Origin of the sequence: Paenibacillus sp. FSL R5-0636, from assembly GCF_037974255.1 — a bacterium.
GTDB lineage: Bacteria > Bacillota > Bacilli > Paenibacillales > Paenibacillaceae > Paenibacillus_AQ > Paenibacillus_AQ odorifer.
On sequence record NZ_CP150232.1, the window covers coordinates 6264703 to 6291646 of the forward strand.

At 42.1% G+C, this 26944-nt stretch carries 23 protein-coding genes; 1 reads left to right on the forward strand and 22 read right to left on the reverse strand.

From position 1 onward, the window contains the following. Positions 1 to 13: 13 nt before the first annotated feature. The 14 genes from MKX34_RS28590 to MKX34_RS28655 all read right to left on the reverse strand — a co-directional run bounded on the left by MKX34_RS28590 (position 14) and on the right by MKX34_RS28655 (position 14413). The gene (locus MKX34_RS28590; RefSeq protein ID WP_076296876.1) at positions 14 to 1303 is read right to left on the reverse strand and encodes an arsenic transporter; all 1290 of its coding nucleotides are present in this window, start codon (positions 1301 to 1303) and stop codon (positions 14 to 16) included. A 128-nt stretch (positions 1304 to 1431) separates the two neighbouring features. Beyond that, on the reverse strand, positions 1432 to 1758 hold the full coding sequence (locus MKX34_RS28595) for a metalloregulator ArsR/SmtB family transcription factor (protein ID WP_036680319.1): 327 nt from the start codon (positions 1756 to 1758) through the stop codon (positions 1432 to 1434). Positions 1759 to 1839: 81 nt separating this feature from the next. Continuing rightward, the gene (locus MKX34_RS28600) at positions 1840 to 2241 is read right to left on the reverse strand and encodes a GNAT family protein (RefSeq protein ID WP_076296877.1); all 402 of its coding nucleotides are present in this window, start codon (positions 2239 to 2241) and stop codon (positions 1840 to 1842) included. A 42-nt stretch (positions 2242 to 2283) separates the two neighbouring features. After that, positions 2284 to 3627: a HAMP domain-containing sensor histidine kinase gene (locus MKX34_RS28605; protein WP_081383945.1), complete on the reverse strand. Its 1344-nt coding sequence runs from the start codon at positions 3625 to 3627 to the stop codon at positions 2284 to 2286. After that, positions 3628 to 4296, reverse strand: a complete 669-nt coding sequence (locus tag MKX34_RS28610) for a response regulator transcription factor (protein WP_038573388.1) — start codon at positions 4294 to 4296, stop codon at positions 3628 to 3630. It lies immediately after the preceding gene. 28 nt (positions 4297 to 4324) lie between these two features. Next, entirely contained in the window at positions 4325 to 6286 is a 1962-nt protein-coding gene (locus MKX34_RS28615) for an ABC transporter ATP-binding protein/permease (protein ID WP_076296878.1), read from the reverse strand. 207 nt (positions 6287 to 6493) lie between these two features. After that, the gene (locus tag MKX34_RS28620; protein ID WP_179089300.1) at positions 6494 to 6637 is read right to left on the reverse strand and encodes a hypothetical protein; all 144 of its coding nucleotides are present in this window, start codon (positions 6635 to 6637) and stop codon (positions 6494 to 6496) included. A 16-nt stretch (positions 6638 to 6653) separates the two neighbouring features. After that, entirely contained in the window at positions 6654 to 7172 is a 519-nt protein-coding gene (locus MKX34_RS28625; RefSeq protein ID WP_038574881.1) for a DinB family protein, read from the reverse strand. A 169-nt stretch (positions 7173 to 7341) separates the two neighbouring features. Further along, positions 7342 to 7998 (reverse strand): response regulator transcription factor, encoded by a 657-nt coding sequence (locus MKX34_RS28630; protein WP_038573390.1) that lies wholly within the window; start codon positions 7996 to 7998, stop codon positions 7342 to 7344. Further along, the gene (locus MKX34_RS28635; protein ID WP_076296879.1) at positions 7976 to 10357 is read right to left on the reverse strand and encodes an ATP-binding protein; all 2382 of its coding nucleotides are present in this window, start codon (positions 10355 to 10357) and stop codon (positions 7976 to 7978) included. Before MKX34_RS28635 ends, MKX34_RS28630 begins: the two co-directional genes overlap by 23 nt. 137 nt (positions 10358 to 10494) lie before the next feature. Beyond that, complete coding sequence (locus tag MKX34_RS28640) at positions 10495 to 11304, reverse strand: CPBP family intramembrane glutamic endopeptidase (protein ID WP_143758642.1); 810 nt, start codon at positions 11302 to 11304, stop codon at positions 10495 to 10497. A 762-nt stretch (positions 11305 to 12066) separates the two neighbouring features. Beyond that, positions 12067 to 13299, reverse strand: coding sequence for a glycosyl hydrolase family 8 (locus tag MKX34_RS28645; protein WP_256717630.1), 1233 nt, complete (start codon positions 13297 to 13299; stop codon positions 12067 to 12069). Positions 13300 to 13536: 237 nt separating this feature from the next. Then, positions 13537 to 14073 (reverse strand): DUF2812 domain-containing protein, encoded by a 537-nt coding sequence (locus MKX34_RS28650; RefSeq protein ID WP_076296880.1) that lies wholly within the window; start codon positions 14071 to 14073, stop codon positions 13537 to 13539. 16 nt (positions 14074 to 14089) lie between these two features. After that, on the reverse strand, positions 14090 to 14413 hold the full coding sequence (locus MKX34_RS28655) for a PadR family transcriptional regulator (protein ID WP_036681391.1): 324 nt from the start codon (positions 14411 to 14413) through the stop codon (positions 14090 to 14092). A 137-nt stretch (positions 14414 to 14550) separates the two neighbouring features. On the opposite strand from MKX34_RS28655, the gene MKX34_RS28660 reads away from it, so the two are divergent. Continuing rightward, positions 14551 to 14721 (forward strand): hypothetical protein, encoded by a 171-nt coding sequence (locus MKX34_RS28660; RefSeq protein WP_155288200.1) that lies wholly within the window; start codon positions 14551 to 14553, stop codon positions 14719 to 14721. Positions 14722 to 14806: 85 nt separating this feature from the next. Here the strand turns inward: MKX34_RS28660 and MKX34_RS28665 are convergent, their stop codons facing one another. From MKX34_RS28665 to MKX34_RS28700, 8 genes are all read right to left on the reverse strand, one after another. Beyond that, the gene (locus MKX34_RS28665; protein ID WP_305953660.1) at positions 14807 to 15850 is read right to left on the reverse strand and encodes a globin-coupled sensor protein; all 1044 of its coding nucleotides are present in this window, start codon (positions 15848 to 15850) and stop codon (positions 14807 to 14809) included. A gap of 174 nt (positions 15851 to 16024) precedes the next feature. After that, complete coding sequence (locus MKX34_RS28670) at positions 16025 to 16354, reverse strand: four-helix bundle copper-binding protein (RefSeq protein WP_076296881.1); 330 nt, start codon at positions 16352 to 16354, stop codon at positions 16025 to 16027. Positions 16355 to 16460: 106 nt separating this feature from the next. Beyond that, the gene (locus MKX34_RS28675; RefSeq protein ID WP_076296882.1) at positions 16461 to 16781 is read right to left on the reverse strand and encodes a metal-sensitive transcriptional regulator; all 321 of its coding nucleotides are present in this window, start codon (positions 16779 to 16781) and stop codon (positions 16461 to 16463) included. A gap of 74 nt (positions 16782 to 16855) precedes the next feature. After that, the gene (locus MKX34_RS28680) at positions 16856 to 17863 is read right to left on the reverse strand and encodes a cation diffusion facilitator family transporter (protein WP_076296887.1); all 1008 of its coding nucleotides are present in this window, start codon (positions 17861 to 17863) and stop codon (positions 16856 to 16858) included. Positions 17864 to 18096: 233 nt separating this feature from the next. Continuing rightward, positions 18097 to 22602 (reverse strand): S-layer homology domain-containing protein, encoded by a 4506-nt coding sequence (locus MKX34_RS28685; protein WP_339203957.1) that lies wholly within the window; start codon positions 22600 to 22602, stop codon positions 18097 to 18099. Beyond that, positions 22599 to 24920 (reverse strand): hypothetical protein, encoded by a 2322-nt coding sequence (locus MKX34_RS28690; RefSeq protein WP_339203959.1) that lies wholly within the window; start codon positions 24918 to 24920, stop codon positions 22599 to 22601. The genes MKX34_RS28685 and MKX34_RS28690 overlap by 4 nt, the downstream gene beginning before the upstream one ends. A gap of 301 nt (positions 24921 to 25221) precedes the next feature. After that, positions 25222 to 25938 (reverse strand): purine-nucleoside phosphorylase, encoded by a 717-nt coding sequence (gene deoD / locus MKX34_RS28695; protein ID WP_036681380.1) that lies wholly within the window; start codon positions 25936 to 25938, stop codon positions 25222 to 25224. A gap of 116 nt (positions 25939 to 26054) precedes the next feature. Next, positions 26055 to 26876 carry a methyl-accepting chemotaxis protein gene (locus MKX34_RS28700; RefSeq protein WP_076099899.1) on the reverse strand — a complete coding sequence of 274 codons (822 nt, stop codon included), beginning with the start codon at positions 26874 to 26876 and terminating at the stop codon, positions 26055 to 26057. Positions 26877 to 26944 lie beyond the last annotated feature (68 nt).

Below are 26944 nucleotides of genomic sequence, written 5' to 3' on the forward strand. Positions count from 1 at the left end.
TCCCCTATTCAAATTAGTTAATTAACAACCACATATAAAGACCTAAAAGCGTAATAAATAACGTTGGAATGGTTAAAATAATACCTGTCTTAAAATACGTTCCCCAAGAAATCTTCACGCCTTTAGCCGAAAGTACATGCAGCCACAGCAGTGTGGCGAGTGAGCCAATCGGAGTGATCTTCGGTCCTAAGTCCGAACCTATAACATTCGCATATATTAAAGCCTCTCTAATGATTCCAGTGGTATGCGTCGCATCAATGGCAAGCGCGTCAATCAGAACGGTAGGCAGATTATTCATCAGCGATGAGATCAATGCAGCTATGAAGCCCATACCCATCGTTGCGGCAAATAAGCCCTGATCAGCAATAGACCCAATCATCTTAGCAAGTAAATCCGTCAGCCCAACATTCCGAAGTCCATATACTACGACATACATTCCAATAGAAAAGAACACAATCGCCCAAGGCGCTCCTGTAATCACTTCTTTCACCTTGACGAAAGGGCTTCTTCTCGCGAGAAGCAGGAACAAAATAGCTATGATCCCCGCAACCACAGATACCGGAATACCCAAAAATTCGCTGACAAAATATCCTACTAATAGAACAGCCAATACAATCCATGACAGCCGAAACATTTTTTTGTCTTTAATCGCCTCATGCGGATCTTTTAGCTGTGAATCGTTAAAGTGCTTGGGAATACTTTTGCGAAAAAAGAAATAGAGCACCACGATGCTCGCCACAAGTGAGAACAGCGTAGGTATGATCATCTTGCCTGCATACTCCATAAACGTAATCCCGAAAAAATCCGCCGATACGATATTGACCAGATTGCTGACCACGAGCGGCAGTGAGGTGCTATCGGCAATAAAACCGCTGGCGATAATAAACGGAAATACTTTTTTCTCATCAAAATGCAGCGCCCTTACCATCGCAAGCACAATAGGCGTAAGAATCAGAGCCGCTCCATCATTCGCAAAAAATGCAGACACTAACGCGCCAAGAACGATGACGTACACAAACATTCGTCTGCCATTCCCGCGGGCAGCCCGCGCCATATGTAAAGCAGCCCATTCAAAAAATCCGATTCGATCCAGAATTAAAGAAATCAGAATAATAGCCACAAACGCTAAAGTAGCATTCCACACGATCTGCGTTACATCCAGAACATCATTAAAGCTGACTACCCCAGCTAGCAAAGCTATGATCGCGCCACCGCAGGCTGACCATCCAATCGATAAATTACGGGGCTGCCAGATTACAAGGATTAAAGTTACTAAAAATATAAGGATAGCTACAATAGGCAAAGTGCCATCCCCCTTTTACTGCCAATCCACATCTTTTTCAACACTCCTATATAAGCATGTGACTTCAATCCAACATCATTATATAACTATATGGTTATATATAAATCAAAAAAATCCTTACCTGAAATTTAGTCGCAGCATGGCTCTTTAGCCTCTTTATTCAGTTCAGCCAATATCGATTTGGTACTAGGCATCTGTTGAAGAACAGCCTTAAGATGTGGTTTATCCTCGACATTTAACGAATAATGTACCCACTGTCCCCGCTTGCTTTCCCTAACGATTCCTCTACTTTTCAATTTCCGTAAATGCTGGCTAATCGCCGGCTGGGAAATGTCAAAGATATCAACGAATTCACACACGCACCATTCCCGCTCTTTCAGAAGGGAAAGCATTGCCAATCGGGTCTTATCTCCGAATAGCTTCAAGTCTTCAGCAATTTCCGTTAGTGTCTGCATTCCTTCTCTCCTCCTTTCGAAAGTATATAAGCTAATACTTATATTCTAGTGAACTTACCAGTGGGAAGCAAGAGTTAATTTTTAGCGGGCTACCGTCCACTCATGCTCCAACATACTGAACATCAAAGAATCCCGCCACCCATCTTTAATAAGTAAAGCATCCCTTAATCTTCCTTCATAGGTCATACCTATCTTGGTGAGCACCTTGGATGATCCACTATTCCTAGGGTCACAGGTCGCGTATATTCGATGTAGTTGCAGTTCTTCAAAACCGAACTTTAACATTCGTCTGGCCGCTGCTGTAGCGACTCCCTGTCCCCAGGCATCAGGATGGACAATATAGCCGATTTCGCCGCTTCTGTCCGTATGGCTTCTAATGTTTAATTCAATCATGCCGATCAAATGTTCAGTTCCTACTGCAACTATGGCTTGCGCGAACCGAGTTCTGGGAACTTTTTGAGAGTCTTCTAGTACTTGGTTCACAAATGAAAGGGGCAGCGTTTGCCTTAAGCTTCAGCTCATTAACTATTCATAGGGTTGAGAGATAGGGATCGAGACGATAAACTGGGTTCCTACCCCAACCCTGCTCTCCACTTCTATTTTACAATCATGCATTTTTAGAATTTTTAATACAATGGATAATCCAAGTCCATTCCCTTTATGAACGCTGCTCCGCGCTTTATCCACCATATAAAAACGATCAAAAATGCGGGGCAATGCTTCCTCTGGTATGCCTTGACCAGAATCTTTAATAGAAACCTTCACAAACGCTATAGAACGCTCGATTTCGACATGAATGATACCCTCTTGGCTTGTATATTTTATAGCATTATTGATTAGGTTTTGCCAGACTTGATCAAACAAATCCTTATCCACCATAATTTCGCAGGGCAATAAATCTAATTCTATCTGAATGTTTTTCTGTGCCCATTGGGGTTCCGCCAGAACGATCGCTCTTCTTAACTGTTCATCCAACTGGAAAGTGGTGAGATTAACCGGATGATGTTCTGAATCGAGCGAGGCTAATCTAAGCAGATTGTCACTTAGGCGGGATAAGCGCAGCGTTTCCTGATAAATAATATCCAGATGCTCTTTTTGCTCTTCTACTGGAACGACACCATCTTGCAGCGCTCTAGTAAACCCTCTAATCGACGTAAGCGGAGACTGCATTTCATGAGAGACATTGCTGACAAAATCATCACGAACTGAATCTATCTTTTGCAGCTCACTAGCCATATGATTAAAGCTTTCCATCAGTTCCCCGAACTCATCTTGATTTTTATGCGTCAATCGTACAGATAAATCGCCTGATGCCATTTTCTTAGCAGCTTCCGTCAGACGTTTGATAGGCTTCACAATGAAACCGGACATCAAGAGAATCAGTAAACTTCCGATGACTAAAACCGTTAGAAGTGTAAAAAATACGTTACGTCTGAATGTGATCAAGCTCGACGAAAAATCAATTTTAATGATGAGCGCAGCTTTCTCCTTATCTACGATGGGAATGCCAACAATAGCAACACCAGACTTATCATTAAGCATCACCGCGTCTGTGGAGTCTGGCTTAAATAGAGCGGCAACCTTCTCCTTATCCACTGAAAAAACAGCATCACTCCACTCATTCACTCTCACTTTCGCAATATCGACACCATATTTATTGAGTAGTTTAGTAAATGCCTGTGTTTTTTCCGGATCATCGATTAGGGTAAGCACTTTGGCTACGTCTCCAGCTACTCTAATGAAGATATGGTTTGGGGTCACATTATTTTCGGAAAACCGTACATTTAGCAAAAAAGAGATCATTAAGCTGACGATCACAATCCCAATGAACGTAATGACAATACGCAGACGCAGGCTTTTTTTCAACATTTAGGCCAACTCCAGACGGTATCCAAGTCCTCTTACCGTAGAAATAATTAGCTCAGGAATCGATTCCAATCTTTCTCTCAGACGTTTGATATGCACATCTACCGTACGCTCGTCGCCTTCATAATCGACACCCCAAATATTTTCTATGAGCTGAGAACGCGTGAATATTTGCCCTGGCGAACCCGCCAGAGCAAATAACAACTCACATTCCTTTTTCTTCAACTCCACCGTTCTCTGAGCCGCAACAACGGTCAAATTCCCCAGATCAATCATCACTGCGCCTAATTGAATCACACTCGAGGAGGTTAAATGATATCTTTTTAATAGTGATTTTACCCGCAGGACCAATTCTATGGGATCAAACGGTTTGACTAAATAATCATCTGATCCGGCATTAAATCCTCTGACTTTGTCCTTAGATTCTCCTCTAGCTGTAACCATCAGAATTGGAATATCGATATAAGATCGGATATCTTCGGTCAATTCAATACCATCTACATTCGGCATCATTACATCTACAATCGCCAAATCGATCTTTGTATGCGCTAGAATGTCTAATGCCTCTTGACCGTCTGCCGCTTCCACTACGGAAAATTGGTTTTTTTCAAGATATAATCGTATTAATCTACGGATATGAGAATCATCATCCGCCACTAGAATCGTGTTCATCTCTCAATTATCCTCTCCGCTAACCTATTTATTCATATCGTAGAGATTCCATTGGATCCAGTTTGGCAGCCTTAGAGGATGGCATCAAACCGGCGATAATACTAATCAGGGTACTCACAACGATCCCAAATAACACATAATAACCGGATAGATTAATAAGTTTCACTCCAAAAGCATTGTCCAAGAGAATATTTAACACATAACTAATGACAATGGCAAAGAGTACCGCAAAGATACCGCTGAATACACCTAATAAAGCTGATTCAGAAAAGAATATACGCTTAATATCTTTTTTCCTTGCGCCAATTGCCCGAAGAATCCCGATTTCCTTAGTCCGTTCCACTACACTGATATATAGCACAACCAATATCATGATCCCTGATACGAGAAGTGAAATCCCGGCAATACCAGAGAGAACTATAGTAGCCATATTCACATAAGTTGTGATTCGCTCCATGATTTTTGCCGATTGAGAACCTGAGAACCCAGCATCAACAGCGGCTGCATTAATATCATTCACATATTTCATATCGGTTGCAAAAGCATTAACTTGAATTGGACCTATTGTAATCCCCTTGTCAGCATACATTTGCTCCAAAGTCTGCGCTGGAAGATAACCCGTGGGTTGCATTTGCGCTCTTGGATCAGTGCTTTCATAAATACCAGAGATAGTGACTTCTTGTTCCAATGTGACCGGTTTATGCTTAGCATCCATTTCATTAATATATAGATGAATCGACTTCCCTACCAAAGACTCTGGACTGTCGTTTCCGCTTAATTTACTTGCCGTTTTCACGGGTAATAATATCTCTTTGTCCTCTGGAAAAGCCCCTGCGGTAATCGTCTCTTTATCAAAAGCATCCGTTAAGGTAGTTAATTGTGTAAGACTAACCGTCTGATCTGCAAAAACCATAGTAGATTTGCCCGAAATGGAAGTGATGGTTTCTACATAATCAACATTTGGAATATTTCGAATGGTTTCAATATCGGCAGCCGTAAACGTTTCGCCGGGCAACATCATTGCCTCTGGACCTTGCATGCCTTTAGCTTCTTCACTGGGTTTAGTTATATCCACGAGTAAAGGATCCATACTTGAATTAATTTCGTCATTCATATAGTTCGTAATTCCATTCCCTAAGGAAAGCATCAACAGTACGCTTAAAATACCAATAGACCCACCCAAAGCTACCAATACATTACGTTTGGCGTTGAGCTTCATATTCTGCAGAGCCATTTTAAAAGATGCAAATAAACTGAGATTTCGGGATGACCCCTCTCCTCCATCGTAACTAATCAAGGAGCGGTCCTTTAACTGAATATCATCTTTAATCCGTCCTTCTTCAACCTTTACGATACGGGTACCAGAGTCGGCTACTTTCTGTGAGTGGGTCACGGTAATGACCAATATCCCTCTTTTGGCTATGCTGTCCAATAAGACTAAAATTTGATCGCCGGTATCCTTGTCCAAGGCCCCTGTAGGTTCATCTGCCAAAATAATATCAGGATTATTCGCTAGCGCGCGGGCAATGGACACTCTTTGCTTCTGTCCACCGGACAGCTGATTGGGGCGTTTTTTCAGGTGCTCTTTCAAGCCTACCTCAGTCAAAATATCTATAGCACGTTTATTGCGGTCCTTCTCACTGGTATCCGTCATCTGCATCGCCACTGTAACATTCTCCAAAACTGACAGATGCGGGATCAGATTGAAATTTTGAAAAACGAAGCCAATATTGTTCTTGCGATAATCATCCATTTCCTTTTCGGTCATCGTGCTTAAATTCTTTCCGCGGACAAGGACCTCGCCCTCATAATCGGAGTCCATTCCCCCAATGATGTTCATCAGTGTGGACTTTCCGCAGCCAGACTCACCTAGAATAGAGACGAATTCACCTGTCTCAAAGCTTAGATTCACATCATGGAGTACTGGCACCTTTTCTTTACCGTACAAAGTATATGATTTCTTTACATGTTTAACTTCTAATATTTTCATTTGTTTCTCTTCCTCTCCTGGTCATGCGCTATATCTCTTTTGATGTTTCATATCCTAACAAATTTGTGTGAACTGATAATGAACTGGATAGCCACATGGAAGAGTCAGAGCTACAGCAGATATTTAGGTTAGGCAATATAAAAAGGCGAATTCACACTCAAAATGAGTGGAACTCGCCTTTTCTATTCGGCTTATTTTCAAAAGAAATTAGTGCATGAGGTAATAAGCTAATCCTCCAACTTGTTTGCCGGCGTAATAAATGATGTCTATAATCACCACTGTTAATACAAATTTCGAGAGCAGCGGATATTTCTTAAATAAAGGCTTTATATTTTTCTCTATGTACTCCATTCGCGCGCCTCCTTTCTTAAGCTAGTGCTCTTTTTCGGATCAGCCTAATCTGGCCTCTATGATTGATTTCATCCTCAAAAACGTGAAACCACATAAAATAGTAGTTCGCAGGTTTGTTATGCCAGAATTCCTCTTCAGTATATAACCAATTATCATCGACGGTTGCGAATAATTCATAAGTCTTTTGTCTAACTTCATTTAGGCGATCTAAATAATAGCTTAGGTCATTCCCCTTAATATTGGCTCGTCCTTCGTCGCCTAAATTTAATGCTGGTCCCCATCTTGTTAGCTCTTCTTCAGACAAATCTCTTTGCTCAAACGTTGCCACTTGATATGCATATTCTACAGCAGCGTAGTGCAATAATAACGCTCCAATAGAGTTACTCTGAGCATCCAATAAATAATCCAGTTGTTCCACAGTTAGACCCTTAACGGCTTCTAATGTTGTATATCTTGCATAGTTCATCATGGATAAAAGTCGGCTGATTTGCGGCGAGTAACCTGGGATATCTGTAATCAAAAATAGTTGGTTCATGTCAATCATATGGATGTTCCTCCTTGATTTTTTCAGAATAATACATCTAAATACCAGAATGGTTCAGAATTATGAATTACAGGTAATGACGATCAAGATGTCAAAGTGAGGTGCTTAACAACATGAATAAAACTAACAAAACTATGTATTGGGTTGTATGGGCTTCAACTTAGAAAGTCTCCATCCTAACAAGACCTAGTCGTTTACCCTCAACAATAGCCTCGGATCTGGAATGTACACTAAGCTTCTCAAAGATTCTCGTCAGGTTATACTCCACAGTCCTTTGTGACATTAAAAGCTTGCTGGCTATGTCTTTATTGCTTTTTCCACTAGCTACTTCTTGGAGTATTTCCTGTTCTCTTTGATTAATGGACACTTCTTCAAGCAGCCGATTATCCCGGTGATTAGAAATCTTGATATCATTTCTTCGTAGCTGTTTAAGTAAAGACACCGGAATGACCGCCTCATTCCTCAGTGCACAACGAATGGTATTTAACAACTGTTCTCGGGAAGCTGTCTTAGAGATAAATCCTGTGACCCCTGACTCCATCAAAAGATTATAATGAGCACTGATCTCATATCCGGTATAAATCACCACTTTAGATTCAGGATCACGTTGAACGGCTCTTTTGGCGAATTCAAGTCCGCTGATCGTAGGCATGTTGAGATCGCATAAGATCACATCAAATTCTTGTTGCTCCAGCCTATCCAAAGCTTCCATCGCTGACAAAACAAAAGTAACCTCCATATCCGCGTCCTGCTCAATCATAGTTTTGGTTCCTTCTCCGACTGAAGGATGATCATCAACCAACAAGATACGTATCATCGTCATCGCCTCCTCTGTGCTTTTCTTCTACAAAAGCCATTGTCGGTAAATAAATAATAACCTCCAGTCCCTTCCCTTTCTCCGAGTTAAAAGTGCATTGCCCCTCTAAGCTCGCAACACGTTCTTTGATGCCGGACAGGCCCATATGCTGAAAAGATTCCCTGATATCAACTATATTCATGCCAATCCCATCATCCTTATATCGGAAATAGAGATGCTCTTGCTGGTCCAGCTCAATTTCAATCTGATTCGCCTTGGCATGTTTCCCGGCATTCCGCAGGAGCTCCTGTACTATTCGATACAACGCAATCACCAGATCATCACTTAGCTCACCAATCGGACTGGATGTAAAGGTGATAATGTAGTTAGACTGCAGCTGGGCATACTCAAACAATAGTTCCAGTGCCTTCACAATTCCGGTCTCTCTTAGCAGCGGCGGACGCAGTTCATTGCAGGTCTCCCTAATCTGATATATCACATCCAGAAGTCCCTCTTTAATCTGAAGCAGCTCTGGCAAAATATCCGCCTCAATATCATGATCGGAGATCAGTGTTTCCAGCCTGCGAAGCCAAATGAGCTGATCCTGAAGAGCAGAATCATGTAAATCTGCCGCCAGCTTTCTGCGTTCTTTCTCTGATAAGTTAAAGATCAGGCGTAGAACCCATGGTGCTGCATGTAACTCTTTTTTCATCTCTGCTTCAAGGTCTTCAATCAAGCCTTCAATAAGATATAAATTCTCATAAACAATACTCGCATAATTTGCGAGGGTATTTAACCAATTAAGCTCATCCGAATTAAGTTTTGTATGATTCTTCTTATGATCAATCCAGAGGAGATTAAATTTTTTTTGGTGACGTCCGATTACGAGTAAGATCCCCTGTTTGAGTTGAACTACTTCTCCTACCTTAAAAACTGGAGATTTCGATACAAATTCTATGTTGATCTCTTGGCCCGAATTGTCGACTATTTGTTCGAGGTTACTCATATCCTCATCTCTCTCAAAAAAAGCAGACCGACTAACCGGTAAAATCTCATTGATTTCCTTGTAAATTGCAGCCTCCAAATCAGACCGCTTCATCACCTTGGAGATTTGCTTCGAGAATCGCTCCAGACTACCTTGATAATGATAAAGCTCACGGAACAATTTAGGCCGGAAATAATAATCTATTTTCTCCTTAAAGAATAAAAAGATTGTAATAGATAAATATACAACCAAAAACATCTGAATCCATTTGATCCAATCATACTCTTGCCTGCTCTGAATGATCGCAAGTACGGCTACAATCATTAGCGCCGGAAAAAAAGCAATTAATAAATAATATTTAAACCGATTAAAAGCGAAATCAATGTCAAATAGTTGCCTAGCCGTCAGCAGATAAAAATAAGTAACTGGCATCAAAAACAAAAAGATCGTAGTAATTTCGTAAGGAATCAAGTTGACCCCAACAGCAATGGGTGCAGCTGAGAAGAGAACAAAAGGTGTAAACGCAAGGATTTGTCCGGTAAGCATAATTTTAAACATCGATTTAAGCGTTGTGCTTCGATAAGTAATGTATAAATATAGCAGCTTAAATATGCTGTAAAAAATCCCAAAAACAAAGAACCCAATAATAATTAACCTTATAAAGGAATACAAGGATCTATCCCATGAGTAAACCATTAGACTGGAGGTAGAAAATAGGCTTAATAAAATAACCAGGCCGTAGTATATTTTGATTACAGTAGTAGATAAAACTAATACATCAAATCGTTTCAGATATACTTGGAGAAAGTGAATAAAAACCAGTGGAATTAAAGGCAACACGCAACCCATCGCGATTCTACCTATAAGATCAGATCTACTTGAAGCATATCCCGCAAAGTAAGTTATTCCGACTAATAAAAAGAATAAAATCAGCAGCTCTGCTGAGCGCTCCCCGCTTCTCCTGCGGTATAATAGAAGGCTTAACACTGCCAAAAAAACAAATGTCGCTCCAGGGACTACAAGCTGGGTAAACGTATGATATATGGAGGATTTATTCTCAATATCATAATGCAAAGCAAGTGGAGCACCCCCCTTGGAGTTACGAAGAAGGTCAACGGATTGAACCTGAGTTAAGCTTCCATATCTAACAGCTTCGTCCACTTTGTCAATCGGTTTCCCATTAACCCGTAATAAGATATCCCCTTCCCTTAAATTCTGTTTATACCCTTCGCTAAAAACGTCTGCCTCAGCAATATAATATTGCCCTCGTTCATTCTGCTCCAGACCAACGCCAAGCAAGATATTAGAGTGAATGACCCCCACAAAATGAATAATAAGAAAAGCAAAAATGCAAAGTAACCCTGATATGAATAACTGGCGGAGTTTTACTGTCATTTCAAATCCCCCGAACGAACAAAATTATACATATCTCTATTCTTAGTTGGTATTCCCCTACCATTTTATATGAATCACACAGGAAATTATATACTTTTATGCATGATATTCCTTCCCTTCTAAATGTCCGCATTGAATTATAGCTCTATTCTGGCTTTTTGCTGTTTCACTCTGTGGTTTCGATTCAGAATCCATATAGCTGCGCACCCATATAAAATCATTGGAACCCAACCGCTCTCCCCGGCCACATACTCCAACATAGGTGAAGAACTGACAGTAATATTGTGCAAAACACTATCTACAGCATTATTAGTTCCGTGTAAAAGCACTGCCGGCCAAATACTACCGGAGGACAGACGCAGTTCATTTATAATGATGCCCGCAAACATAACAGATAAGGTAAAGAGCACCACCACGAGCCAGCGGCTTCCAGAGGAATGATAAGCACGCGGCCCAAGAATCCCCGGATAATGCCATATAGCCCAGATTAAGCCCATTGTTACACTAGAACTTACTCTTCCCATCCATTGAAAACGCGGGAGCAGCCAACCCCTCCAACCGATCTCTTCCCCCAAAGCAGATAACGAACCAAGGACAATGTAAACGAGCAAATATATAACAATCTCGATCCATGAATCTGGAGGAATTAAGCTTGAAGTCCATTCCATCCAATAGACAGCATAACCCGCTCCCAGTGAACCTAAGGGAATAACTAAAGCCAATATGTATTCTTTGCCTCCCCTAAATTTGAAGCCCAACCTTCTCCATCCCTCAGCACTGTATCCATCTCTCACAATCAGAAACATCATGATACATACTGCGAAAAAAGGAGTAAAACCATACAGACCCTGTGCCGATTCCGGAAGCAGCAACATCCCTAACGCCATTGCCCATACGATAATAATAAATAGTAGAGATTGTTTCTTGTCTGAGAGCAATATTATCACCTGCCTTTTTTAGATATAAGGAACTACATTTTCCTATTTAATCCAATTGTATATAAACTGGCAGGACGTTTCACCGAAAACAACGTTCGCTAAAACCACAATTCTTTTGCGGTACTGCTTATCTGTATGCCGCAAAGTCTTCAGAAAGGTTGTCCCAAAAATAGGGAAATGGTGTGCGATGTGCAGCGTAAGTGTAAACTAATTAGGGAAATACTCCCTGAAAATAGCCGATATTCGCTCTAAAAGGACAAAATCAGGGAATTCCTCCCTAATAATCAGGGAGATTTCTTTATTAGTTACTGAATCGGCCAAAATTTAGGGAAGTTTTCCCTAATTATATGTCTGATGAACAGAAATCTCTGAATTTCAGGGAGAAATTCCCTAATTGCTGTATAAGTGCTTCACTTATTGCATCATTTGGAGCATCATTAGGTACGCCCCATGATTCAATTGGTTATCAAATAAAGGATGCTCCGCCGTACGCCGAATGACGGAACCGGAAAGTGTATTTGGATAACCGAAGAACAAACGAAGATTGCGGGGATCTCGGGGATTACAGGGTTTTATGCATTGCAGCACATAAAAGTGACATTAGAGATCAGGTGCCTTTACTTTTGCCCATAATCTACTGAAGCAAGCTGCAGTTGACCAAAAATGCAGAACAGCGATTCTCCAATATTAGGAGAATCGCTGTTCTGTTTGGCTTTTATGGCTTTGGGCATGAACGTTTTGGGGACAGCCTTTTTCTACCTAAATATTCTCTTAATAGGTCCACCAGTTGCCAGACATAACGATCATCGAAAACAGCTTGATGCTGTCTTCATAGTAATCTTCTGCAGCACTGCTTGCCGTGTGGCTCCAGAGAGAATTCAACCAGCTTTGGTAAGTTGATGAGGTCATCGCACTGACCCCAAATGGAGCATAGAAAGCACCGCTATTGTAACTTCCAAATACGGTTCCGTTTAGCTTGTACCCATCTTTTATACTACCAGGTGTACTGCTTACTTTAGTCTTAATCCAGCTATTCATCTTATTGAGCTGAGAAAGTGCCCTGCTGTCTCCAGTAATCAAATAGTCTGTTGCAATACGCCATGGGGTACGACAAGAATTGTAATTGTAATTCCCGTCATTGGCATCTTCAAGGAAATTCGCCGCAGCAGGTTTATACACACCCCCAGAGTAAACTACGAAATCAGGCAAGAGTCCAGTGCTAGAGCTATAACCCGTATAAAGGCTATTTATAATCGTGTACGTTTTATCGATAACATTCGTCCAGCGGGTATCTCCTGTAGCCTGTTGGAATGCTTTTAAATGATTTAGCATGAAATCCGAAGGTCTAGTTGCTGTATTATACGAGCCACTATTCGCCCAGTCACCTAGACGGATCGTCCACTGTGTCTGGTTAATCTCATTGTCCATAATCGCATTAATGATATCTTTTGCAGCTTGTAAATAATTGATCGTACCACTACTTCCCCACTGCTTGTCCGCAAGCAGCAATGAGAAAGCTATATCCATATCTCCATCTGTAGCCGAATCCTCGCCTTCAATGTTTTGAAAGCTGCTATTTTGCTTCCAGGACATCAAATAAGGGTTAATTGTACTTGGATGAGCCTTGTAATAATTATATAAGCCGTCAAAATAAGTCTGAGCATTACTGTCATAACCAGCCATCAAAACTGTGAACAACATCCCGTAACCATGTGCTTCAGATACCGTTTCTCCATCTGAATTATACTTAACGTAATATTTGCCAGTGCCAGCTGGTTTGAGATAGGCCGTTTTCCACGCATCCCATTTAGTCATCACTGAATTATCCATACTGGTCTGGGTTACATTGTTCGGCTTGATAGATCCACTCGTGTAGGTGGTGTGTTGCGGAAAAGGTTTGTTCACTGCTGCAAACGCGGAACCGGCAGGAAGAATACTAATTACCAAACATACGACAATAAGGCTTCTCCAACTCAACCTAAGCTTTGCATTCTTCTTCATCATTCATTGCCTCCTCTTCAATTGTGGTAATAAATTTGAAAGAAAACAGCAAGCTAATTCGTATTCGCTATCATTGTAATACATAATATGGAATTAATATATAATAAATCCCATTAATAGATCATTAGTACTATATATCTGAGACTTAGATTTGTTCTCACTCCTCAACTAAAAAAGGATGGTCCCACAACCAACTTCATTCATGGCTGTGCAAACATCCTTTAGATAAAAATTCATTCGCTATTCTCGTAATTTATTTAATTTAAGTCGATACGCAATGTATGGAAGACCCGGAAAGACCAACATACAAAGTGTGACCACTACTAACACTAGGCTGATATTCCTCACCATCTCAGGTAACCATCTATTAACGCCCAAGATCGCTAGGAAGATAAAAACAATCAAAGCTATAAGCAATGGCAAGGCTGCTTTGCCCATCGTTTTCTTTTCACGTTCATATTTGTCAATGAGGGTCCCAGTGTCTGAGTAGATAGGCGCCGTACCTGCAGCTGCCCGAAAGATATGAAACCCATTTCCGGCAGAACAGACATAGGTCCATCCGGCATCTTCAAAAATCAAATAATACTCCTCATCCACATTCGTGTGATAATCTACACTGTACTCAAAAGTCTGGGGATCTCCCTTTCTTAACTTATAACCAAATGGTGCAAAGCTTTCCAGGAGCCAGCCCCTTTTGGCATACTTACTCAATTTCTGCATATCACCTTTTTCAGTAAAAGCTAAGCCCCCGCTGGTCACATATTTTGTATTCTTCATGCCTATTCCCCACCTTTTATTTGAGAATTTGTTCTGCATGTCTAATCATTTCTTTTCGGCGCTCTACTTCTTTTCTCAGCAATCCAATCCCTTTTTCTGTTGCAATATACGTTTTTCGTTTATCATCCTCTTCTTCTTTATACAACTCAATAAATTCAGCCGCTAACAGCTTCTTAATAGTTGTATACATGGAAGCAGGCCCAATTGAAAATTGATTGTTCGTCATCGTTTCGATCGATTTCATAATTAGATATCCGTGTTTGGCTTCGACTAAAGATAAGAGAATATAAAATGCAGTGTCTGTGAGCTCTCCCATTTCCAATGAGTCCGTTCTTGACACTTAATCACCTCCTCATATGTATCATTAAAAGATATATCATTAAATGAACTATATCTTTTAATGATACACTTGTCAACTGCTGGCATAAAATTCAAACTACCTTCTCATACTAGGTGAAGAATATGGAGGTGAATGTCATGCCCAAAAATAGTGCCAATCCCAAAGAAGCTCCAGGTAAACATCAACCAAGTAAGAAAAACAATGCGGAGAATAACAACAATTTCAATGAAGCCGCTCAGATGGTGAACATCGATAAGGCTGCTGATTATGTGCCCAGCTTAAACGGCGTCTCCAAAACTGATGTCTAAGCTAGACCGCTAATAACTTCTTATATTTCAAACAAAAAAACACTCCTCAGAATTTTCTGAAGGAGTGTTTCAATCCGTGGCAGCTTCATTTCAAGCTCTCTAACTCAGCAGTCACTTTTTCAATTAAGTTCACGAAGGAAGCCAGCTCTTGAGAGCTTTTGACCTGATCCTTGGAATACATGGAGTTATGTTCTGATTCTTTTTTCACCTTGGAAAGGGTGGCATTGATATTGTCTAGTTTCTGGTCAATGGTTACCAATGAATCCTTTGAGCGGCGGGCTAGCTTACGAACCTCATTAGCCACAACTTCAAACCCTCTTCCAAACTCTCCAGCTCTGGCCGCTTCAATAGCCGCATTTAAGCCTAAAAGATGCGTATGATCAGCCACTTCTCTAATCATCGTACCCACTTGATGAATAGACTCCACCTCTTTGTCTAAATATAATACCGTTTGATGCGTTTTCTCTTGATAATCAGCATTTTTACTAGCTAAACTTTCTATCGATTCACTGCTATCCTTTAATTGAACCATCAAAGATACCAGCTCCTGAACGGCTGAACTCACTCCTGTAAGCAGGTGATTTTGCTTCTCCAGCAAGTTTTCAATTTTTGCTTTTTCATCCACTTCATAGGCTTCAAGAACGAGCTGTGAATCGAGATTAAACATCTTGGTTAAGGCATGAATAACAGGCTTCCACTCGTTTGGTAATATCCGTTCAAAATAAGCAGTAGCCAGATCCAGATATAATATGTACGTCCCCAAATACCAATTCGTTGTTAATCCAATACGAGAATGGATTTTCCCGATAAGCAAACGTCTTTCAATAAATGCTTCATCGATCACACCAGAGGCCATGGATAAAAAATACCACTGCTGTGTTTCTTTTAATCGATCCAGTGTACTGTGCTGCTCAATGATGTGGAGCAATTCTGGCTCCATCGTCATCTGTTTATACAGTTCCTCAACCAATGAGCTAACGATTAAGTTGAATTCTTTCTCCTTGCTTTTTAATATTTCTAAATCAGCCTCAGTAATCCCTATGTAGCTAACTTGCTGGAGTCGTTCTGGACTAAGATTGATCATAACGTTGTTAACATCCCCCTCATTCTGTTTATTTTTCTCAGCCATCCCCTATGGCATCTATATCTCTTGATTATAAAGGTATTATTTCAATAAATTTTAACACTATATTTGCCTATATTGCTTAATAATTTTACAAAACCTCACTAGTGCCCTTAGATTTGGCTTCCTATTCATGAATAAAGGACTGCCGCGGCAGCCCTTTCAGTTTCAAGCTTTAATTTATGCCGCCATTTCACGGCAAACTTTTGCACAAGCAAAACAAGCTTCTGCACATTGCTGGCAATGTTCATGATCATGCTTTTGGCATTCGTTGCCGCAGGCTTTACAAGCTTCTGCACAAGCCAGACAAATTTCTTTTGCATATTTACTGTTCATCGACATCGCATGAGCTGCGAACTCGCATATATCTGCACATTCACGATCCAGGCGAATGCACTCCTTCATCATCCCCACATGATCCTCATCCAAACAAGCTGAGTAACAGTGATTACAAGCTACCATACATTTCAAACACTCTTCAATACACTCTTTGTAGTTTTGATGTGCCATAACACATACTCCTCTCGAAATCATAAATTAGGATAGTCCCCTACTCTATATATACCCAATTTGAGCAAATAAAAAAGGATCCCAAGGAATCCTTCCGATTGATCAATTATCTAATTAATTTATTGATGGTAACTAATAGCTCATCCAGTACCTCGTTCTCACCATCCTGGATACGTTCCACTACACAACTTTTCATATGATGCTCCAGCAAAAGCTTGCCCACGCCGTTCAATGCAGATTGGACCGAGGAGATTTGATGCAGCACATCATCACAATAGGTGTCTTTTTCAATTAACCCTTTTAGCCCTCTAACTTGACCTTCAATTCTATTGAGCCGGCTAATCAAATGCTTTTTAGTTTTATCTGAGTGATGACTTTTCCGCTCATCCGTACTGCATGATTCATGCTCGTGAGTCAGATTATCCATGCACCGATCACCCCTTTCCTCGTATTTTTATTATACTATAGCCCCCCTATTCTATTCAAAAAATAAATCATTGATTAGATTTTCAATTCTTCATGAACTATAGCGGAAGTTTCAACCTGAATGGTTGTATGTTGAATTTTGAAATGATCGGCAATTAACCGAATCGCTTGCTGCAAAATGCGTTGGTCATCTGCTTCCTCTTCAATTAAGATATGACAGCTGAGTGAATCTAAGCCCGAAGTTATGGTCCAGATATGCAGGTCATGAATATTTCTAACCCCCTCAATGCTTTCGAGGATTTCCTTTACTTCAGCTGGATTAATTGTAATCGGTGTGCCTTCCATAAGGACATGAACGGTATGTTTGATAATTCCCCATGCCCCTCTAAGAATCAATAGAGCAACCAGAACGCTTATGATAGGATCTGCAACATACCAGCCAAAAATCATCATAATTAAACCGGCAATAATCGCCCCTACCGAACCTAAAGCATCACCAAGCACATGGAGATAAGCACTACGGAGATTAATATTATTTTTCACATCCCCTTTTCTCATAAGCGACCATGCACTAGCTACATTGGCTAAAAGACCAATACTTGCGATCAGCATCATAGAACCACTGGCAACCGCCGGCGGATCAAAAAATCGCCCATAAGCTTCTACAATGATAAATCCAGCAACTACAAATAAAGTAACTCCGTTTAAAAGTGCCGCCAAAATTTCAAATCGATGAAATCCGTACGTTTTGTTCGGAGAAGCAGGTTTGGTTGCGAACCAGACCGCTACTAGGCTTAATGCTAGAGAGCTTGCATCGTTTAGCATATGCCCACTGTCCGATAACAGGGCTAAGCTGTTGGTAATTAACCCTCCAAAAAACTCCAAAAACATAATTCCAACCGTAATGATTAACGCAATCATAAGCCCTTTTTTATTTCCACTTGGATCAAAATGATGATGCCCGTGAGCGCCATGCGAGTGATTGTGTCCTTCATGAGCGTGGTCGTGGTTACTGTGATCGTGATTGGCCTGTTGCCTGTGTGCATTCTCGACCTGATGATTGTGTCTTTTCTTCTTGTTCATCATGCTTAACCTCCTATTACCTTCAGCTAGATAGTATTCGTAGCCCTGCGCAGTTACATTCAAAAGCTCCAGTTAATAATAACATATGAGCATGTGTTCACATGTTATTATTAACTGGATTTTTCTTCTTGTCAATAAAAAAGCAACAAATGATTGTCTCTGACCTAATAAAATAAAGAGGACCCTCCGCAGCTCTTCCTGCATGGAGGATCCTCTCGAATCAGAACCGTGTATTAAATCAAATCTGATTGTTGCAGCAATCTTTGGATGATAGCCGCAACTTCTGCTCTCGTAATGAAGGCTTGTGGGGCAAGTACATTTCCGCTTCTGCCCGTGATGATTCCTGCTTGCAGGCTGTCTGCAATGCCACTCTTCGCCCAGCCTGATGCTTCATTCGCATCCGTGTAAATGCTCAGCAGCTCGCTTGCTTCTTTGGCAGGAAGTTTTGTCTTCAAATCGGTAATCACCATAGCTTTAGCAATAATACTCATCGCCTGTTCCCGAGTAATCTTGTCTGTAGGATGGAACGCTCCATCCTCAAAACCGTTGATTAGCTTATAGGAGTAAGCTGTCTGCACCGCATCATTATACCAATCTGAGACCTTCACATCCGTAAAGGATGTTGTTCCGCTCTCCAATTTCAATCCCAATCCACGTACGATAATCGCCGCAAATTCTGCACGTGTAATCTCCTGATTAGGGTTAAACAAATCGTCACCGACTCCATTAATAACCTTACGGGAAGCCATCTCATTGACAATGTCCTTAGCCCAGTGGGTGACGACATCCTTGAAGTTCTGTGGATCTTGAACTACAAAATACGTACTGTTCGTTAAACTGTGTATTTTCAAAAAGTTTTTGCCATCAATGGCAACAATCTGTGTGGGTACATGGCGGATCGTCCCCCCTGCTTCAAGCACTAGCCCAGTCGTAATCTTCTTAAGGTCTACACCATCCGCAAGAGGAATAGTTCTTTCCACATAGGTATTAAACTTAGTGAGTTCAACAGTTTTCCCAGCGTAAGTAACTTTCACCGTGAAATCTAATGGCTGAGCTACCAGCGTTAGCTTTTCATTGGCTGCCAGCATTTCTATTCTTTTCAGTACATCCGCAGTCGGAACAGAAATTGAAATTTGCACCTTCACATCTTGTAGAGCAATGTCTGTGCCAAACTGTTTTGAAATTGCACTGATATCAATCTGAGCTGCTGATATTGTATAAGTACCCTTTGGAGTACGAATGATTAACAGCGCCTGCTTCTGCTCCATATCTTTGATGATTTGACCATTAAGCTCGCCAATAATCACATCTGAAGTCGCAGTCACAGGGATAGTTATAATTGCATTCTGGTCTTCCTTTTCGATGCGTTGCTCTATTTTTGCCTGATCTACAACAATCGTGGTAACCGTCTGCCCGTTATGCTCAGATATCGTTGCTGTTCCGGCATTTTCAACCTTACCGTTCACCAATACCTCAACCATGCTGCTAGATGGTGTAGCTGTAGCTGTAGCAGTGGATCCTGCTGTTGCAGTTGGTGCAGTTGTTGCAGGTGGTGCAGTCGGTGTTGATGTCGGTGATTCTGTTGGTGTTGGTGTTGGTGTTGGTGTTGGTGTTGGCGGTGTAGGTGTAACCTCAACCTCCGTTGATGACTTTGGTGTCACGGAGTTCGAAACTTCAGAAGCTACACTACTACCAGCGCTATTAATCGCTTTAGCTGTAAACGAATAAGTTGTTCCATTCGCTAGACCTGTTACCGTTATTGGACTTGTTGCCCCAACTGTTACGATATTACCTGGAGAAGCAGTAACCTCATAATTCGTAATTGGAGTTCCCCCGTTCGAATCAGGAACTGCAAATGTCACAGTCGCCTCGCCATCTCCCGCTACTGCTATTAAGCCCGTAGGTGCAGATGGTGATGTTCTTGGTTTCGTGCTGACTTCGTTAGAAGCTGCACTCTCCCCGCCCGGATTAGATGCCTTAACTACGAAATAATAAGATTGGCCATTAGTTAACCCTGTCACATCATAGTTGTAGACGGACTCGCTTACTGTAGCCACTTGTGTCTCATAGATTCCGGAAGTGATACCTTGATATATAGTGTATCCAATCGCACCCTTCACCGGATCCCATGTTAAGCCGATGATGCCATTACTTGCCACAGGTGAATGAAGTATTGGCGCGCCCGGCGCTGGAACCTGAGGCGTTCTAGTTACTTCATTGGAAGCCGCACTGATACCATCAGGATTAACAGCTTTAACAATAAAATAATAAGCAGTTCCATTAATTAATCCTACAGCATCGTAACTGTTCTCAGAGCCACTTATAGTAGCTACCTCAGCTCCATAAACACCTGAAGCTGTAGACTGATATACAGCGTAACTATCGGTACCATATACGGGACTCCAAGTAATTCGAATATGTCCGTTTCCTGCCGTTACAGACTCAATACTTGGCGCAGCAAGTTCAGGCCAGGTAAGGTCAATAACTGCACTAGTGATCTCTGCAAGACCTGTCGCATCAAATGCCAGTTGGGCTCCGGTGATTCCAGCTGCATTCGTAGCTCCCAGATCCGTAAAGGAAATGACACCTGCTACTGCCGTCAACGTCGTATTCCCCGTCAACGTCCAGCTTCCTGCGTCCTTCTTCGACACAGTAACAACCGAACTGTTGTCGCCAATGTTTAGATTCCCAAACTGATCCAGCAGTGTTATTACTGGCTGCTGCGCGAAGCTGCCACCGTTGGTCTGCGGGGCACTTACGCCCGTAGTGAGCTTCATTGTCGCTGTGCTACCTGCGACAGGTGCAATGTTCAGCGCCGTTGCCGCTGGCGTGGCTACGCCTGCTTGGCTGAACACAACAGCTTGTGCTCCCGCTTTGTTCAGCTTCAGGTTCACCTGTGCTACACCCTCAACGAAATCAACGTTGATCTTGCTCGGTGAAGCTACCAAAGCGGTGCTTCCTAAGCTTCCGTACGTTCCGTCCGGCGCAACATCATAACCCGTTACCGTCACTTCTTTTGTTCCGGTAAACAGAGTGTCCGTGTCGCCCAGCGAGTTCTTCACGGTCAGCGTAATGCCATTATCTACACCTACAACTGGTGTCAACGTCGCCGCTGAGGCAGTGATGCTTTGCGCTCCCTGTGGTTGTGGAAGATTCACGGTAGCGCTAGTGATCTGTGTAAGTCCTGTCGCATCAAATGCCAGTTGGGCTCCGGTGATTCCAGCTGCATTCGTGGCTCCCAGATCCGTAAAGGAAATGACGCCCGCTACTGCCGTCAATGTCGTATTTCCCGTCAATGTCCAGCTCCCTGCGTCCTTCTTCGAAACAGTAACAATCGTACTGTTGTCGCCAATGTTTACATTTCCAAACTGATCCAGCAGTGTTATCACTGGTCGCTGCGCAAAGCCGCCGCCATTGGCCTGCGGCGCACTTACGCCTGTGGTCAGTTTCATTGTCGCTGTACTACCTGCGACAGGTGCAATGTTCAGCGCTGTTGCTGCTGGCGTGGCTACGCCTGCTTGGCTGAACACAACCGCTTGCGCGCCAGCTTTGTTCAGCTTCAGATCCACCTGAGCTACACCATCAACGAAATCAACGTTGATCTTGCTCGGTGAAGCCGCCAAAGCGGTACTTCCTAAGCTTCCGTACGTTCCGTCCGGCGCAACATTATAACCCGTTACCGTCACTTCTTTTGTTCCGGTAAACAGAGTGTCCGTGTCGCCCAGCGAATTTTTCACGGTCAGCGTAATCCCATTATCTACACCTACGACAGGTGTCAAAGTCGCCGCTGAGGCGGTAATGCTTTGTGCTCCCTGTGGTTGTGGAAGATTCACGGTAGCGCTAGTGATCTGTGGAAGTCCTGTCGCATCAAATGCCAGTTGGGCTCCTGTGATTCCAGCTGCATTCGTGGCTCCCAGATCCGTAAAGGAAATGACGCCCGCTACTGCCGTCAATGTCGTATTTCCCGTCAACATCCAGCTTCCTGCATCCTTCTTCGACACAGTAACAACCGTACTGTTGTCGCCAATGTTTACATTCCCAAACTGATCCAGCAAAGTAATTACTGGGCGCTGCGCGAAGCTACCGCCATTGGCTTGCGGAGCACTTACGCCTGTGGTCAGCTTCATTGTCGCTGTGCTACCTGCGACAGGTGCAATGTTCAGCGCCATTGCCGCTGGCGAGGCTACACCTGCTTGGCTGAACATAACCGCTTGCGCGCCAGCTTTGTTCAGCTTCAGATCCACCTGAGCTACGCCCTCAACGAAATCAACGTTGATCTTGTTTGGTGAAGCCGCCAAAGCGGTACTTCCTAAGCTTCCGTACGTTCCGTCCGGCGCAACATCATAACCCGCTACCGTCACTTCTTTTGTTCCGGTAAACAGAGTGTCCGTGTCGCCCAGCGAATTCTTCACGGTCAGCGTAATGCCATTATCTACACCTACGACAGGTGTCAACGTCGCCGCTGAGGCAGTGATGCTTTGCGCTCCCTGTGGTTGTGGAAGATTCAACGCTACACTAGTGATCTGTGGAAGTCCTGTCGCATCAAATGCCAGTTGGGCTCCGGTGATTCCAGCTGCATTCGTGGCTCCCAGATCCGTAAAGGAAATGACGCCCGCTACTGCCGTCAATGTCGTATTTCCCGTCAATGTCCAGCTCCCTGCGTCCTTCTTCGAAACAGTAACAATCGTACTGTTGTCGCCAATGTTTACATTTCCAAACTGATCCAGCAGTGTTATCACTGGTCGCTGCGCAAAGCGCCGCCATTGGCCTGCGGCGCACTTACGCCTGTGGTCAGTTTCATTGTCGCTGTACTACCTGCGACAGGTGCAATGTTCAGCGCCGTTGCCGCTGGCGTGGCTACGCCTGCTTGGCTGAACACAACAGCTTGTGCTCCCGCTTTGTTCAGCTTCAGGTTCACCTGTGCTACACCCGCAACGAAATCAACGTTGATCTTGCTCGGTGAAGCTGCCAAAGCGGTGCTTCCTAAGCTTCCGTACGTTCCGTCCGGTGCAACACCATAACCCGTTACCGTCACTTCTTTTGTTCCGGTAAACAGAGTGTCCGTATCGCCCAGCGAATTCTTCACGGTCAGCGTAATCCCATTATCTACACCTACGACAGGCGTCAAGGTCGCCGCTGAGGCGGTGATGTTATATGCAAGAGTAGGTCCTAGGTTCAAGGTCATTTTAGTGAAATAATCCCCCACGACCTTAAAGTTAGTACCATCGTAAATAATGCCATTAAGATTAGAAGTAAGATCTGATGTTTCCTGAGTCCACGTGGATCCGTCTGCCGAAGAGAATAACTCCCCCTTCAATCCAACAGCCAGAAAACTTCCATTACCAAAGCTGATATTATTTAGTGCGCTAGCTGATATTGTAACCTTCGTAAAAGTTACCAAATCCTCAGTGGTTAGAATTACTGCCTGCTGGCTAATTGTATCTTCTCCAACCAGAATATAAGCTCTGCCATCATAGGCAATTCCCTTTAAAGAAGTATTGGGGAACCCAATCTCTAGGGGCACATTCCACTGTATTCCATCCGATGATTTTGCGATAACAACGCTCTCTTGCTCATAAGTAGTACTATTGTATTTCATCCCAAGAGCTACAAATTGATTATTCAAGTAAGCTACTGTATTAAATGCAAAATCCCCATTTTTAAATCTCTCTGTCCATGAGGTTCCGTTAACTGAAGAATAAATTCCGCCATAATCGGAAACTGCAATATACTGATTTGTGCCAAAAGCAATACCTGTCAGATTGTCCTGCACTCCGGTATCTGTCGTAGTCCAAGTGTCACCGTTGGTCGAGGTCACCACTTTGGCGTTAAGATTGTAGTTTTCTTTATCTGTAACTGCAATAAACTTCCCTGCTCCATAAGTGACCGCATTCATTCCCGGCAGCTTAGAGGGTGTGACATCGTTCCATACTGCGGAGCTAGTAGATTTGTAAATAGAGCCATATTCCCCGGATGAGACGGCAACATAATTGCCATTACCATCCTTAGCAATACTTTTCAGATTACCGCTGACATTACTCCACGCCGAGAGGTCAGAAGAAACCAGCAAGCCGCTGCCCCCTGAGGCAACATATTTGCCATTTCCGTAAACCATATTGTTCACCATCATTGTTGTATGGGTATCCGAAGATGTCCACTGGCTGCTGTCCAGCGGAGCCGCAGGAGATTTATAAATTACGCCCTGCCCAAACAACAAATAGCTCCCATTTAAAGAACCTCCCCCATAAAATTGCTTATTATCCCATGAGGCATCAACGGTCCAGTTAACACCGTCTGTAGAGGTGAATACTTTTTTAGCATAAGGAGTCACGATATAACTAAAGAAACGATTATTTAAATAGATTACATTCGTAACATAAGGCCAGCTAGAATTATAGTGGTTGATCACAAGATCGGTTAAGGTAACCGTTGTCCAATTGATCAGATTCGTTGAGGTATAATAGACAGCATTGTTAGCAGAGACCACATATTTGTTGTCGCCATAAGCAATATCCGTTAAGCTTTGCATTCCGAATATTGCATTGGTAGAAGTGATTCCTGTGTCTGTCCAGTTAATGCCATCCGAGGATTGTAGAAGAGTTACATTATAAGAAGGTGGATTGGTGCCAGGTATATATACTGACTGCCATACAAAAAACTTTCCATTGACCGCTTTCAACCTTTCCGGAGTGATAGCTAACGTTTTTTTTGTCCAATTTTCACCATCGAGTGAATTGTATACTGCCTTTTCGCTACCATCAATAGCTAAGAACAGCCCATTAGCGAACACAATAGAAGTTAGTTTGGGGTTCCCCGCCTTATTGGAGATAGACCAATCTACGCCATTTGATGATGTAGATATCCCTCCTTGGCCCACCGCTACAAAAACATTGTTACCAAATGCAACACTGCTCAAATTTCCAGCTGATGTGGAGCTTTGATCTATGATATTGCTATTGCTGGGTGCTGCATAAATTACTGCAGGCATAAACAGAGAACTGACGATAGAGAATACTAAACTTATTGCTAATAAAAGATTGCCACTCCGCTTAATCACAATTTTCCCCCTTTGGCATTACACCAAAATATAAATACTTCCACCATATGGAGATTAGATGTCTTTTCTAAGATTTGTAGCCATTTGGTTTGATTTTTATATCGGTATAATCCGAGAGAAATATTACGAATTTAACATTAAATTTTGATTAAAAACAACAATAATTTACACGCTTCACCTATCCATTTCCACAACCTTACAAATGAGAAAAAAACCTATTAAATATCAGGACTTAATCCTGAATTTAATAGGCTCTCAAGCTTTTGCTCGTAGAACTTTTTAAGCTACTTAATCTTTTTTATTAAATAGAAATCGCTGCTTCTAAAGCTACTTCCATCATGCCGTTGAAAGAATTTTGTCTTTCTTCTGCCGTGGTTACAGCATGAGTAACTAACGAATCAGAAATGGTAAGAATACATGCAGCTTGTTTACCTAACACTTTCGCATTATGGAACAACGCATAACTCTCCATTTCTACACAAACACAGCCATGTTCATTGTAAAATTCATTAACTCCAGGCACATTGTCTTCATGATAGAATACATCGCTGGAATGAATTCTCGCCGTCAGAACTGGCTTGTTAATACGTGTAGCCGCTGCTTCAATGACTTCGTTCAATTCTTTACTTGGCAGCTGGATATCTCCTTCTACACCGCTTTGCACATAGGCATATGTAGATTCACTCCACGCGCTATCCGCCAACACCACGTCAAATAAATTCAATTTATCTGTGTATGCTCCAGCACTACCGATACGAATGATGTTTTCCACACCATAGTTTTTGTATAGTTCATAAGAATAAATACCGATACTTGGCATTCCCATTCCCGAACCCATTACAGAAACCTCTTTGCCTTTATAAGTTCCTGTATATCCAAACATATTACGTACCGTATTAAATTGGGTTGGGTTCTCCAAATAGGTTTCTGCAATATACTTCGCTCTCAAAGGATCTCCTGGCATTAATACTGTTTTGGCGATTTCACCATTTTGTGCTGCATTGTGCGGCGTTGACATAATTTATTCCTCCTATGTTGATTACTCATTACTATCTTACTATACCATTCATCATTTTAAATATACGTTTAAAATTTTCTTTTATTGCGACAAAAATACTGCTACTGAATCTCTTTTTATAATTTATTAGCAAACTCGTTAAGTTTTTGGGACATTATCTTTATTTCCTCAATAAATGTAGAAGTATGCTGAACAGACGCCGCCTGTTCTTGGCCGATAGCTGCTATCTTCTCTATCGAATTAGCCATTTGATTCGTAATTCCCTTGATCTGTAACATGGTTTTATTTATGTTTTGCGTTGAGGCAACGGTTTCCCTTGAAAATTTCCGGATTTCCTTGGCTACGACTTCAAAACTTCTACCTTTCTCACCTGCATGCGCTGCTTCTATTGCAGCATTCAGCCCAAGTAAATTCGTTTGATCAGCAACCCTGTTAATAATGGATAGGACTTCTGTTGTATTCTCTACATCTTTTCCAGCCTGCTGAGATTGAATGAGTAGTTCCTGAGAGTGATCCGAAAGTGAACTTACGCCATAGGAAATATTATTAATTTGCTCATTGGCTTGGGATAATGATTCCGAGATTTGTTCTACAATGGCTTTTAATTCACTTTGTCTTCGAATCTGAACTGCAATCCCGCCAATGACTTGTCCCGTTTGATCGTGAAGAGGTGTTGCTGTACCTGTAAACTCAAATCCATAAAAGTGGGCTGGAACATCGGACTTCAAGGTACGATTCTCTTGTATCGCTAAGTAAAGCGGTTCTTCTTTGTTTAAAGATTGTCCTTCGTTAATGTTTAAATTTATGGTGTCGCCAGGAAAATAAGCAACGAACCGTTCCAAATCACATATCGCTATTGATAAATCAGCCGGGATCGATAATTTTATAATAGGTATAAGTGAGATAAATTTGTCTAAAGATTCAATGTTGTTAATCACAGAAATATAGTCTCCATTCCAGCAAAACGTTATTTATAGCGCACCAAGTCTAAGCAGATCATGCCTTA